The sequence below is a fragment of the Bernardetia sp. Wsw4-3y2 genome (assembly GCF_037126295.1).
In the GTDB taxonomy this organism is placed as follows: domain Bacteria; phylum Bacteroidota; class Bacteroidia; order Cytophagales; family Bernardetiaceae; genus Bernardetia.
The window spans coordinates 1,711,744-1,725,747 of record NZ_CP147017.1 but is presented as its reverse complement, the minus strand read 5'-3'; the positions used below and the strand labels follow the sequence as shown (position 1 = coordinate 1,725,747).

Annotated in this window: 11 protein-coding genes; 9 read left to right on the top strand and 2 right to left on the bottom strand. The window is 30.9% G+C overall.

All coding sequences use genetic code 11. The features are described from left to right. Positions 1 to 57: 57 nt before the first annotated feature. From V9L05_RS06825 to V9L05_RS06815, 3 genes are all read left to right on the top strand, one after another. Positions 58 to 1,527 (top strand): OmpA family protein, encoded by a 1,470-nt coding sequence (locus tag V9L05_RS06825; protein ID WP_338814896.1) that lies wholly within the window; start codon positions 58 to 60, stop codon positions 1,525 to 1,527. Between the two features lie 11 nt (positions 1,528 to 1,538). Further along, entirely contained in the window at positions 1,539 to 3,044 is a 1,506-nt protein-coding gene (locus V9L05_RS06820) for an OmpA family protein (RefSeq protein ID WP_338814895.1), read from the top strand. Positions 3,045 to 3,207: 163 nt separating this feature from the next. Further along, positions 3,208 to 3,546, top strand: a complete 339-nt coding sequence (locus V9L05_RS06815) for a GRAM domain-containing protein (RefSeq protein WP_338814894.1) — start codon at positions 3,208 to 3,210, stop codon at positions 3,544 to 3,546. A gap of 121 nt (positions 3,547 to 3,667) precedes the next feature. Here the strand turns inward: V9L05_RS06815 and V9L05_RS06810 are convergent, their stop codons facing one another. Next, on the bottom strand, positions 3,668 to 4,114 hold the full coding sequence (locus tag V9L05_RS06810) for a hypothetical protein (RefSeq protein WP_338793946.1): 447 nt from the start codon (positions 4,112 to 4,114) through the stop codon (positions 3,668 to 3,670). Positions 4,115 to 4,250: 136 nt separating this feature from the next. Between V9L05_RS06810 and V9L05_RS06805 the strand changes: the two genes are divergently transcribed. Next, positions 4,251 to 4,706, top strand: coding sequence for an SMI1/KNR4 family protein (locus V9L05_RS06805; protein WP_338814893.1), 456 nt, complete (start codon positions 4,251 to 4,253; stop codon positions 4,704 to 4,706). Positions 4,707 to 4,827: 121 nt separating this feature from the next. Further along, positions 4,828 to 6,306: a nicotinate phosphoribosyltransferase gene (locus V9L05_RS06800; protein WP_338814892.1), complete on the top strand. Its 1,479-nt coding sequence runs from the start codon at positions 4,828 to 4,830 to the stop codon at positions 6,304 to 6,306. Positions 6,307 to 6,569: 263 nt separating this feature from the next. Here V9L05_RS06800 and V9L05_RS06795 read toward each other — a convergent pair whose 3' ends face one another. Beyond that, positions 6,570 to 7,034, bottom strand: coding sequence for a hypothetical protein (locus tag V9L05_RS06795; RefSeq protein ID WP_338793949.1), 465 nt, complete (start codon positions 7,032 to 7,034; stop codon positions 6,570 to 6,572). Between the two features lie 188 nt (positions 7,035 to 7,222). Here V9L05_RS06795 and V9L05_RS06790 point away from each other — a divergent pair, with 188 nt between their 5' ends. The 4 genes from V9L05_RS06790 (at position 7,223) to V9L05_RS06775 (ending at position 13,975) form a co-directional block, all read left to right on the top strand. Next, the gene (locus V9L05_RS06790) at positions 7,223 to 8,821 is read left to right on the top strand and encodes a M28 family peptidase (RefSeq protein WP_338814891.1); all 1,599 of its coding nucleotides are present in this window, start codon (positions 7,223 to 7,225) and stop codon (positions 8,819 to 8,821) included. Positions 8,822 to 8,931: 110 nt separating this feature from the next. Further along, positions 8,932 to 9,228, top strand: a complete 297-nt coding sequence (locus V9L05_RS06785; RefSeq protein WP_338814890.1) for a hypothetical protein — start codon at positions 8,932 to 8,934, stop codon at positions 9,226 to 9,228. 439 nt (positions 9,229 to 9,667) lie between these two features. Then, a complete protein-coding gene (locus V9L05_RS06780; RefSeq protein WP_338814889.1) occupies positions 9,668 to 10,072 on the top strand; it encodes a hypothetical protein in 405 nt (134 codons plus the stop codon). 57 nt (positions 10,073 to 10,129) lie between these two features. Then, a complete protein-coding gene (locus V9L05_RS06775; RefSeq protein WP_338814888.1) occupies positions 10,130 to 13,975 on the top strand; it encodes a PAS domain S-box protein in 3,846 nt (1,281 codons plus the stop codon). The last annotated feature ends 29 nt before the right edge of the window (positions 13,976 to 14,004 follow it).

The window sequence follows — 14,004 nt, the reverse complement described above, 5'->3', positions numbered from 1 at the left end:
GATAAAACTTTATTTGTTGATAGTAGTTTAATCTAAGTTATTAATTTAAAAAATAAAATGATAAAAAAAATAAATATACGAGTTCTGTTTTTGATTAGTTTCTTTTTTATAGAATCTTATTTGCAATCTAACTGTCTTTACTCACAAGTGTTCCTGCCAGTTGATTTGGTTTCTGACCATTCTGACGACAAACTGCCTGTTCATTCTATTTTTGTAGGCGAAGATAATCATAAATGGATAGGAACAGAAAACGGAGTCTATCAAATTGAAGAAGTAACCGAAGAAGCTCTCGTAAATGCAAATGAATTTTTACCAAAAACTTCTATTTTGCTTATCAAAAAAGCTCCCAATGATAAAGTTTGGTTTGTTACCTACTCTAATGAAATTACAGTATTAGATATAAAAACGAAGCAACAAGAAAAGCAAAATTTTGATTTTCTCAAAGGTAAAATAGTTAGTAATCTAGCTTTCTCAAATGATTCTAAAACAGTTTGGGTAGCAAGTAGAGGAAATGGTCTGTGGAAAAAAACAGGTACGAATACTACAAAAATTCAAATAGAAAAACGAAATGAGGAAGAAAATATAAATGATATTTTATTTTTTAATGGAATGATTTGGGCTGCTACCGAAACAGGACTTTATTATTCAAAAAATGTTTCTGCAAATGATAAAAAACACAAATTCAAATCTGTATCTGATTTTACAAAAGGAAGTAAAATGATAGTTTATAAAAATCAGTTATGGGTTTTGGGATACGATAAAAAAGATAAAGGAACACTCAAACCCACAACAGACGGCAGAAAATGGACAAGCTATTCACTTTCAGAATCTTTTGAATACCAAGTTCCGAATATAATGGAATTTGATAGCAAAGGTAATTTGTGGGTTGCTGCTGATAGAGTAGCAAAATTTGAGATTTTTGCAACAGGAAATAATAAAAAATGGACAGAATTTGGCGAAAAAAAAGGCTTTCAAAGCAAATCTGCACTTTCTTTAGCCGTCGATAAAAATGATAATGTTTGGGTTGGAACAGAAGGAAGAGGACTTTTTGTAAGAGTAAATTATCCTGAAAAGCTGACAAAAAAAGAGGACGACTTAGAACAAGAAATCGAAACCATTGCTGATTTAGAAGAATTGAAAGAAGATAAAAATCTATCTGAATTATTGAATACAGAAGAAACAGAAGCTATAAAAGGAAAAAAACTAAGATTGAAAGTTCAGTTCAAAACAGCAAAAGCTGATATTTTGCCTGAATATGAAGATGAACTAAATGAGCTTGTTACCTTTATGAACAAAAATACAGAAATAAGAATTTTGATAGAAGGACATACTGCACCTATCGGAAATGCTCAGAAGAATCAAGAGTTATCCGAACAAAGAGCTGTTGAAGTAAGAAATTATTTGATTGCAAAAGGAATAAGTCAGAACCGAATTCGAACAGTAGGCTATGGTGGAACTCGCCCAATTTCTACAAACCCAGAACAAATGAAGGAAAATAGAAGAGTAGAAGTTATCTTTGTGGACTAATCCAATTTTTTATGAAAAATATCGCAATAAATAAAAAAATGCCAAAAAAAATAAATTTAACTCTCTTAGTTTTAATTAGCTTGTTCTCTATACAATCTCATTTGCTTGTTGCTCAACGTTTTTCAAAGTATGCCTCATTAAATAGCTCATATGTTCATTCTGCTATTATAGATGAAGATAATAGTAGGTGGTTAGCCACAGAAGGTGGTATATATATGGCTAATATGCATATAAATTGGATTGGGTATTGTAATCCACGAATAGCAACATATCTCGTTGTAGAAGCTCCCGATGATAAGGTATGGTTTATAACTCATAGAAATGACATCATTACTTTGGGGAAGAAGGAAGATAAATCTAAATATCGTCCTTTTGCAGAAAAAAATATACAAGAGTTTAATTTTCGTTTTCTAAAAGATGTGAAGGTAAGTAATTTAGTATTTCCAAAAGATTCAAGAACTTTTTGGGTAGCGAGTAAGGGAGATGGATTGTGGAAAAAGGTAGATCAAGATTTCATTAAAGTAAAATTACAGAAAAAGAATAGTCCAGAAGATATAAATGATATAATATTGTTTGAAGGGAAATTATGGGTAGCCACTACTGAAGGATTTTATTCTACTGAGGACATATTGACTACTAATAAAAAACATAGTTTTGTACAGGTTTCTAATTTTTCAAATGTAAGTAAAATGATTATCTATCAGAATCAATTATGGGTTTTAGGACTTGATACAAACAACAAAGGAATATTAAAATCAACCAAAAATGGAAAAGATTGGACGCCTTATCCAACACCCAAGTTTTTCGAATACCAAGTACCTAATTTAATGGCATTTGACAGTGAAAATAAATTATGGGTTGCTTCTGATAGAGTGGCAAAGTTTGATGTTTTTGGAGATAAATCTTGGACTGAATACAGAGAAAGGGAGGGATTTGTAGGTAAAAATGCACTATCATTAGCTATTGAGAAAAAGTGTAACTATGATAGAATATGGCTTGCAACAGATGTAGGAGGAATTTATTTTTTACGAAATAACACAGAGTGTAAAAGAGAAAATAACAAAGAAACTGAAACAGTTATTGATTCAAAACAAACTGAAAAAGTGGAAGTGAAAAAGATAAAAAAGGTAGAAAGTCTATCCACTCTTTTGAAAAGAGAAAGTACAGAAGATATAAAAGGAAAACAAATTCAATTAAAGATACAGTTTGATATAACTAAATCTAATATTTTACCTCAATATGAAGATGAGTTAAATGAAATAGTTGATTATATGAAGAAAAATAAAGATCTATTTGTATTAATACAAGGACATACTGCACCTATTGGCGATGCTCAGAAAAACCAAGAGCTATCTGAAAAAAGAGCTAATGAAGTGAAAAATTACCTATCTAAAGCAGGTATTAATGTTGATAGAATCAAAACCTATGGGTATGGAGATACTCAACCTCTCACTACAGATACAAAACTGATGAGTGAAAATATGAGAGTAGAGATAATGTTTTATGATGTAAAATAATCAATATTTCTGTAAGAAAAGAAAAAATAGACTACTAGAAGTTATCTTTGTAGATTAAAATACTTTCACAACCGTCAACGAGGCATAAAGCCGTCGTTGAGGTTTTTTTGTTATAGTCCTCGTTGACAGTTCAGACCTCAACGACGGTTTAAAAATATAAAAAATGGCTTTCCAACTCCCAAAAAACGAAACTTTACAAGGAAAATGGACTTTTCATTACCTTTCTCCAGCGCAAAATAAGTACAACGGAATCCTTTATCTAACAAAGAAAAATCTTTATTTTGAAGGAAATTTTCAGATAGAAAATCTTAGTGTAAGTGCTATTGAAGGTGGTTTTGTGATTCCTTTGAATGAAATAAATGCAATGGCTACCCAAAAAGTAATGCTACTTTTTAATCAATTACATATCCAAATGAAAGATAAAGAAGTTCATATTTTTGATAGAGGTGTTTTGCCTGTTGGTGGTGTTATGAAGAAGATTGAGGAGTATAAAGAGAAATAGCAAGACAAAGACTTAAATTTTAAGAACTATGATAATTTCGAAATGCTGAAGAGTACAAAGCTAAATCTCTACTCCTTACTTAAAAGGCTTTTGTATAGGAGTAGAAATAAGACAGATTGAATTAATTATTTGAGTTTTGTTCTACAATTTTTCTTGCTAATATTTTTGCATTTTCTAAAGTATCTATTTTAGGAGTATAAAGTCCACTATCGTGTAAATTTTTATTCATATCTTCCTCATCATACATTAATTCTAATGAAACATTGCCCATTAAATGCTCTGAATCTAAAACTATTTCTGCCTTTAAACCATTTTCTACACAAGTAGGAAAGTAATATTCATGTATCCAGTCTAAAAACTCTACAGTCGCCCCTTCTAAATTTTTATGGTCTGAAATCATTACCAAAATATTTGCGTCTTTGAAATACTTGAGAGACTCTTCACAGGCAAGAATAGACTCTTTTTCATCTCTCATCAAATATCCTTTCCAATAGGCAAAGACGGTTTGAGGTATTTCTTCACTAATATCATAAATTTCTGTGTGTGCGTTTTCAAAAATTTTTTTCATTTCATTTATACTTATAAGAATTAAGAAGGGAATTTATTTTATCAAAAATAAAAAAAATACTGTAATTACACTAATTTTTAAAATTTGAAGTTTTTATAGCTTAAAAATTTTAACTTTAGTGAAATAAAAATTTATAATGAAACAAAACAGTTTGCAATACATAACTTCATTAGTAGAAGTTTTGAAATCAAAAGGTGAAAATTTCAAACCATTGAATCAGAAAAAAATAAATAATTTACAGAAAAAATATGATATTATTTTACCTAAAGCATATATAGAATTTTTGTCAGTTATGGGAAAAGGTGCTAATCGATTTATGCTAGGTTCTTCTGTATTTTATCCAGAACTTTTTGAGTTGCAAGAATGGGGAAAAGAGTTAGCAGAGGAAAATAATATTTCTGAGTTTCCAAAAAATGCTTTTATATTTTGGATGCATCAAGGTTATCAAATGGCGTATTTCTTATTAGATAGTTCTCCCAATCCTACTGTTTACTATTTTTCTGAAATAAATACTGAATGGAAAAGAGTAAACTCTTTCACGAAATTTTTAGAACAACAATTAATTTTTTCAGGGTTAAAGTCAAATAAATAGAACTTTTTATAAACTTATAAAAACTTTTGCTAAGTGTTTTTCGTACACTAAGATAGTTTTATTATATTGCTTCTTCAATTGACAAGAAGTTCCACATATTTTATAACCTTATCACTTTTTTATGAAAATCACTAGAAATTTATACAGTAGCAATCTTACTTTACTGACCGATTTGTACCAACTCACAATGGCGTATGGCTATTGGAAAGCTGGAATGACCGAACGAGAAGCCGTTTTTAATTTATTTTTCCGTCGTAATCCTTTCAAAGGTGGGTATGCTATTGCGTGTGGACTCAGTTATGTAATTGATTTTTTAGAAAATTTTGATATTTCTGATGAAGATGTAGCCTACCTTTCTACACTAAAAGGAAATGACGATAAAGCTCTTTTTGACCCAAAATTTTTGGAATATTTACAGCAACTTGAGTTTACATGTGATGTAGATGCAGTAGAAGAAGGCTCAGTAGTTTTTCCACAAGAGCCACTCATTCGTATCAAAGGTTCGCTGATTCAATGCCAAATTTTGGAAACTTTGCTTTTGAATATGGTAAATTTTCAATCACTTATCGCTACCAAATCTTCTCGTATTTGTTTGGCTGCAAAAGGAGAAGAAGTTTTGGAGTTTGGTCTTCGAAGAGCGCAAGGAATTGATGGAGGTTTGGCTGCTAGTCGTGCTGCTTATATTGGTGGTTGTGCTGCTACTTCAAATGTTTTGGCAGGAAAACTTTTCGGTATTCCTGTAAAAGGAACACATGCTCATAGTTGGGTAATGTCCTTTGAATCAGAAATTGAATCTTTCGAAACCTATGCCGAAGCCTTGCCAAATAACTGCATTTTCTTAGTAGATACCTATGATACAGTTGAAGGAGTAAAACACGCCATTACGGTAGGAAACAAGCTCAAAGAAAAAGGCTATAAGTTTGCAGGAATTCGTTTGGATTCTGGTGACCTTGCTTATTTGAGTACAAAAGCTAGAGAATTACTAGATGCAGCAGGTTTTACAGATACTTCTATTGTAGCAAGTAATGATTTGGATGAACATATTATTGATAGTTTGAAGCAGCAAGATGCCAAAATCAATGTTTGGGGAGTGGGTACAAAAATGGTTACAGCTTATGACCAACCAGCATTGGGAGGAGTTTATAAATTATCTGCTCTACGAAATAAAGAAAATACAGCTTGGGATTACAAAGTGAAACTATCCGAACAAGCCATCAAAATTTCTACCCCCGGAATTCAGCAAGTTCGTCGTTTTTATTTGAATGGAGAATGTATTGGTGATGCTATTTTTGATGAGGAAAACAAACCAAATTCAGATAATTGGACAATCATTGATCCAATGGATATGACTCGTCGTAAGAAAATGACAAGCATAGAAGGAGAATACAAAGACCTCTTGAAGCCTATTTTTGTAAATGGAAAACGAGTTTATAAAAAACCTGACCTCCAAACCATTCAAGCTAAAGTAAAAGACGAACTCCAAACGCTTCACAGAAGTATAAAACGTTTTACAAACCCTCACTCTTATCCTGTTGGTTTAGAAAAAGGATTGTACGATTTGAAAACTGACCTTATCTTGAAATTGAGAGAAGTAGAATAAATAGTTGTAAGTGATAAATTATTAATTGTAAAGGAATACAGCATAACATAAGTTTGTTTGTATTTTACTATCATCGGTGGGGACACCGACAATGGCAGAATTATAAATTGAACAGGGTTTTAACCCTGTTTTACATTTATTCAAATAAATAATAGTAAAAAAACCTGTGTTAATCTGTATAATTCGTAAAATCCGTGTTCTACAAAAATAGTAGGGTACAGTAGAATTTTATCTTTCATTTATCACTAATAACTTACCATTTATCACTTGAAAAAATAGTTTTTCAATTCTTTTGCTGACTCTATATCAAACTGGGTGGTAATATAAGAAAGGATTATCGCCCATAGAGCAGCACTCCAAAGCATGTGAAAGAAAATACGTTTTTTATCTTCTCCAAATGAAACTGCAATCAGTGTTCCGAGGATAGGAGAAAAAAGTATAGGTGTCAAAAACGCAACTCCAATAATTCCATATTTACGCCATATTTTTACAATTCTACGGTTGCGTTTAGAAAATATTTTTCTTTTTCTTCTAAAGGCGATAAAAAACCAATTTCGTATGGCAATTCCAAAGAACGTAAAAAGAACTACACTTGTCATCATTCCCAAAACAGTAATTAAAACAGTTTCTAAATAGGAAAAATTACGTACAGCACCACCCACACAGCCAAAAATAAATTTGAACATGCTCATTGCAAAAACCACCAAGTAATCTATAAATCGTTGCATTGGAGTAGGTAGATAAAAGAAGTATAAAGCTCTTTAGCTCTAAGTTCCATAAAAAAAATGATTTTTAAATGGGTTTTTAGATAAAGGATGGATATTTTACGCTCTACAAATCAATTTTGTAATAATTGATTAAATTGCGCTACTTATTTTAAAATATTTCAATTCTTTTATTTTCATTTAAAAAAAATATGTTAAAAACTACTATTTCCAAAATTGCTTGTTCAATTTTGTTTTTATTCATTTTTTCGCCTTTTGCTCAAGCACAACAAAAGGTTCAAAAACAGGATAGTCTGCTGACCAACTATCTAAAATATATCGATGAAGCAGACATGAAAAAACACCTCTCTATTTTGGCTTCTGACCAATATGAAGGAAGAGAAACAGGCGAAAAAGGACAAAAAATGGCTGCTGAATATTTAGCAAATCGATTCAAAGAACTTGGTCTTACAGCTCCTGTAAATGATTCTTATTTTCAAAAATTTGAACTTACCAAAACTTCATTAGCAGAGTTTAGAATCGAAACACTCACAGGGAAAATCGAATTATCTAAAGATGAAATCATTGTAGCAAGTTCGTTTGGAGAAGATAAAAACGACGAAGAACATGATATTATTTTTGCTGGCTATGGATTGGAAGAAGAAGGCGAAAATGGATATTCTTCTTACAAATCTATTGATGTAAAAGATAAAATAGCTGTAATCATCATGGGAACACCTAAAGACAAAGAAAGCCTAATTCCAAATGAAGAAGCTAGAAAGTCAGTTTATTTACAAATGACTTACAAAGGAAAATTGGCAAAGACAAAAGGAGCAAAAGGAGTTATTTTTATAACTAAAAAGGCAGAATTTAAAGATTTTGATGAAATGTATGGACATTATTTTAAAGAATCAAAATGGGATATTCCTTCAAAAGAAAAAAAGGAAAATAAACCTGAGTTTTTAGCAGCACTTTCAACAGAAGACAAACTTCCAAATCTTTTGGGATACACAGACAAAAAATGGAAAAAAGTATTCAAAAAATGGAATAAGAAAAACGAAACTATTTTGGAAGCCAAAGCTAAAGTTTCTTCTGAAATGAAAATTGAAAAAGTAGAAACTGAAAATGTTTTGGGCTTTTTAGAGGGAACAGATAAAAAAGAAGAACTTATTGTACTTACTGCACACTACGACCATATAGGAATCATTGATGGAAAAATTTATAATGGAGCTGATGATGATGGCTCTGGAACGACAGCAGTTTTAGAACTTGCTGAAGCATTTGCTCTTGCTAAAAAAGAAGGACATGCGCCACGAAGAAGCATTCTGTTTATGCTTGTTACAGGTGAAGAAAAAGGGCTTTTAGGTTCTCGTTATTATTCTGATAATCCTGTTTTTCCTCTCAAAAATACGGTTTCAAACCTTAATATTGATATGATTGGAAGAATGGATAAAGATCACAATGAAGACCCAAATTATGTTTATATCATTGGCTCAACAATGCTTTCAACCGAACTACACAATCTTAGCGAATCAACTGCTAAAATGTATGCACCAAATGTAAAATTAGATTATACTTACAACGATAAAGATGATCCAAATCGTTATTATTACCGTTCAGACCATTATAATTTTGCAAAACATGATATTCCAGTTATTTTTTATTTTAATGGAGTGCATGCTGACTACCACCAACATACTGACGAAGTAGACAAAATTCATTTTGGTAAAATGCAGGAAATTACTCGTTTGGTTTTTGCAACAGCTTGGAATATTGTCAATAGAGAAGAGCGTATTAAGAATGATAATTAATTACTAGTTTTTTTAAATAAAATAGATTTTAGCCTTGATAATTAACTCTTATTTGAGTTTATTGTTAGGGCTAAAAAAATGCAATTCTGATTACTTAAACTAGTAAAAACATGGAATCAAAAATAGTTTATCAAGATGACTATATAAGTATTGCTGTGGAGGAGGAAAATAATCTTCTCATAGATACTTGGAATGAAAAATCAGATGTTCTTTCTGGAGAGGAATTTCAAAATCTGCTTTTGACCTTCAAAAAAATGGTAGAACAAAGTAATGTCAGTTATGTAATATCTGATGTCTCATCGTTTATGTTGCCTATGACTCCTGAATTACAACAATGGGCTATCAACAGTTACAATACCTTTATTGCAAACAACGAATTATTCCAAACACGCATTTATAATGCCTAAAGAATTTATTGCTAATCTAGCTATTGTCCAGTTTACAGAAGATACAAATACAAGTTCTGTAAGTACAAAATATTTTGATAATATGGAAGAGGCGAGAAATTGATTGATTAATTCAGAGGAAAAATAGAGAAAATAGTTGAAATTTATTTGAAATCTATCATAGTATAACAGAACCCAAGTCAATTTTTTTCTCTATAGAAAAATATTGACTTAATAAAAGTCGCCACTGCTTCAATCAAAATAAAATATAAAGTTATAAAGGTTTTTCTATAAAAATTCATCGAATTTTTCTACATTTTTATAGAGAGTTGTTTTATGAGAGTATATTTTTTTTTATATTGAAATTAAAATACAGAATAGCTTTACTATTAGACTTAATGGTAGTTATTACTCTTTGTTAGGAATAAAATAATTATGTGCTTTTTTACCCTTACCCTTTATGAAATTATATCAAAGTAATTACTTACAAATAGATGCTTTTGATGAGCAAAAATTATTAGAACTAACATGGTTGCCAGCAACAGCAAATATGACTTCAGAGGAATACAAAAACGAGCATGTAGAATTATTAAAATTTATTTTAGAACAAAAAATAGAAAAAGTTTTAGGTAACACAAAAGAGCTATATTTTGTAGTAAATCCAAAGGTTCAAGAATGGATGAATGAAAATATATTTGTTCCTGCTATGGAGGTTGGCTTTAGTAAACTTGCTGTTGTGATGAGTACAGAGTTTTTTGCACAACTTGCCATTGAACAAGTAATGGAAGAAGAAGTGGGACAACAAATTATGACAAAGTATTTTGATGATATAGAAGAGGCGAGAGAGTGGATAGTAAATATTTAGATTTAGTTAGATGATGTGAAAAATAATTATTAAAAAATACAATCATATTCTACTTTCATGAACCAAAATAGAACAAGTAACGAACTACAACTATATAAATCTTTCTATACAACTTATCCAGATGCAATCTTGGTTTTGCAGCAGGGAGTAATTATTCTGTGTAATGAATTGGCTCAGCTACTTTTTCAAGTTGAAGACGAACAAGAACTGATAAATAAAACATTATCTGATTTTGCTCTAAGTAATGCTCAAAATGAGGTTGAAAGTCTTGAATTAGAGAATCATTTGAATAAATGTTTATTAGAAGGTAAAGATGTTTTTGAATGGACTTTTCTTAATAAGAAGAACATAAAAACACATGTAAAAATATTTTTATCTAAAATTTTAATAGATGACAAAAAACTAGTACAAGTTATACTTCGTAATAACGATAGAGTAGAAAATGACAATGCAAAAAATCAAGAACAAGAGTTAAAAGCCATTACAGAGGCTTTAGATCAAAGTGCAATCATTTCTATTGCTGATACACAAGGCAAAATTATAAAAGTAAATGGAGAGTTTTGTCGAATTTCTCAATATTCAGAACAAGAACTTTTAGGACAAGACCATAGAATCGTAAATTCAGCATATCATCCAAAAGAATTTTGGCAAAAGATGTGGCAAACCATAACAAGAGGAAAAACTTGGCGTGCTGATGTGAAAAATAAAGCCAAAGATGGTTCTTTTTATTGGGTCGATACTGTCATTAATCCTATATTAAATACAAATAAGAAAATTACTAGTTATTTATCTATTCGTTATTTAATTACAGATAGAAAAGAACAAGAAAATCAAATCCAAGCAAATCAAGAGCAATTACAAGCTACTGAAGAAGAACTGCGTCAAAATTTAGAGGAATTAGAAACTCAACGAGACTATATTCAAGAGATTAACAAACAAATCAAAACAAAAAGTGAAGTTTTAGAGAGAAATAGTCAAGCTCTTTTAAACATAAATAAAAATAAGGATATATATGCAGGCAATTTAGAGGTTGCTTTTGAATTAATTACTAAACTAGTAGCCCAAACTCTAAATATAGAACGTGTAGGCATTTGGCGATACGATACTATAAATGAAGTCAAAATTATTTGTCAAAAACAATATGAAACAACTGAAAATGGATATGTTTTTACTCAAGGTGCTCAAATAACACAAAACGATACTCCAAAGTATTTTGCAGATATAATTACTGAAAAAAATATAGTAGCTGACTTTGCCCAAAATCATCCTGCTTTGGTGGAGTTTATTGATTCTTATCTAATTCCATTAGAAATAAAATCGATGCTTGATATTCCCTATTTTATAGATGGAAAATTAGCAGGTGTAATTTGCTGTGAAGCTCAAAATAAATATAGAAATTGGACAGATGAAGATATTGCTTTTGTTAAAGGTATATCAGATAGCATCACTATTACTATCAAAACTCAACAGCAATTCGAAGAACAAGAAAAAGTAAGAAAAAATGTAGAAGAACTGCAAGCTACTCAAAAAGCATTGTTAGCTACTCAGTTGGAGCAAGAGAAATTTGTAAGTATAATCAAAAAGGTTGATGCTTTTGTGGCTATTGCTGATCTGAAAGGGAAAATAGAATTTCTCAATGAAAAAGGTAAAGTATTATCTGGCTTTAAGGAAGATTATAAAGGCAGACTTATTTCAGAATTTCACACTAAAGAGAGCGCAATAATAGCAAAAGAAGTAATCATACCAACTGTTATGCAAAAAGGTGTTTGGAGAGGAGAACATCGACTTCAAAATCATCTTACAAAACAACCTATTGATACGCTTGCTAATATTTTTATTATAAGAGACCCAAATACACAACAGCCTATTGCTTTAGCTACTGTCCAACTTGATATTACAGCTCAAAAAGATTTAGAAAGGTCAATTCAAGATCAAAATCAAAGACTTCAAGCCTCTGAAGAAGAACTGCGCCAAAACATGGAAGAACTTCAAGCTACTCAAGAAGCTATGGAGCAAAAACAGAAGTTGGTAGAAGAGTCAAAAATAACTGTAGAAAAGCAAAATGCTAAACTGGTACATAATGAGGCTATTCTTAAGAAAGCATTTGATAAAATGAAATTGCAAGAAAGCCAATTAAAAGATAATTTTGCTTCCTTACAAGCACAAGAGGAAGAGTTGCGTCAAAATATGGAGGAACTAGAAACGACACAAGACCGTGTTAATAGTGCCTTTGCTGAATTAGATGCTCAATTCAAAGCCATTAATTCTGCTTTTGGATATATTGAACTGGATACTAATAGAAAGGTAACACGAGTAAATTCTCTTTTAGCTGAATGGTTTGAGTATGAGGTAGATGAGTTGCAAGACAAATCACACATTGATTTAATACCTACTACTCAAGAGGATAAAGAACAATATAATGAACTATGGGAAACTCTAGAAAGAGGTGAGACTTATATAGGTGTTTTTAAATGTAAAACCAAAGTAGGTAATGATTTATGGCTTTTTGGAGCATATTGTCCTATTAAAAATGAAGCTGGACAAGTTGTACGAATAATAAAAATTGCAAGCAATTATAATCTTCAAAAAGCAACTGAAATAGAAGCTCAAACTAGACAAGAAGAACTATTAGCTACAGAAGAAGAGCTTCGTCAAAATATGGAAGAACTTCAAGCTACTCAAGAAGCTATGAGAGAAAAACAAGTTCTTATAGAAGATTCAAAAGCAGCTTTAGAAAAACATAATCAAAAATTGGTTGCTAATGAATCTGTTCTTAAAAAGACTTTCGAAAAAATGAAAGTTCAAGAAAATCAATTAAAAGATAGTTTAGGTTCTTTGCAAGCTCAAGAGGAAGAGTTACGCCAAAATATGGAAGAGCTAGAAGCTACACAAGAAGCTATGGCGCAAAAACAGAAATTAGTAGAAGAAGCTAAAATTTCATTAGAAAAACAAAATGAAAAACTTGCCTCTAATGAAGCTGTCCTCAAAAAAGCATTCCAAAAAATGAAAACGCAAGATATGAAGCTCAGAGAAAGTTTTGATGCCTTGCAAACACAGGAGGAAGAGCTGCGCCAAAACATGGAAGAACTCCAAACTACACAAGAAGTGTTAGCTTACCAAAAAGATATACTTGAAATTAGCAATCGTCAAATCACTAAAAGTATTAGTTATGCAGAAACAATACAAAAAGCTATATTGCCATCAAAGAAATTAATAAAAGAAACTTTACCTGAAAGCTTTATTATCTATAAGCCCAAAGACATTGTTTCTGGAGATTTTTATTGGTTATCCAGACATGAAAATAAAACACTTGTTGGTGTGATTGACTGTACAGGGCATGGCGTTCCAGGTGCATTTATGAGCTTAGTAGCTTCTAATATTTTGAGTGAAATTATTAACCAAAAAGGAATTTTACAACCTAATATTATACTACAAGAACTGCATAAAGGAGTAGTCAAGAAACTCAATCAAAAAGAAGGTGCAAATAATGATGGAATGGATTTGACGCTTTGTTTGCTAGAAGAAATATCAAATAATCAAACTCAACTGACATTTGGTGGTGTCAAACAAAATCTATACATTGTTAGGGATAAAGAACTCATCGAACTCAGAGGCAATAGACGTTCTATTGGTGGAGGCAAACGAGATGATGAGAGAGAGTACACACAAGAAAGTATTGTACTTCAAAGAAATGACGCTGTCTTTTTAGCTACTGACGGATATCCAGATCAAGCAAATGAAGACAGAAAGAGTTTTTCTAAGAAAAGTTTTAGAGAACTCATGTTAGAAGTAGCACATTTATCAGCAAAAGAACAAATGAAAATTTTTGAAACACGTCTTGCTAATCATCAAAAAGCAACCGAACAGCGAGATGATATTACTGTATTTGGTTTCAAAGTTTAGAATCAAATATATAACAAATAACCTATTCT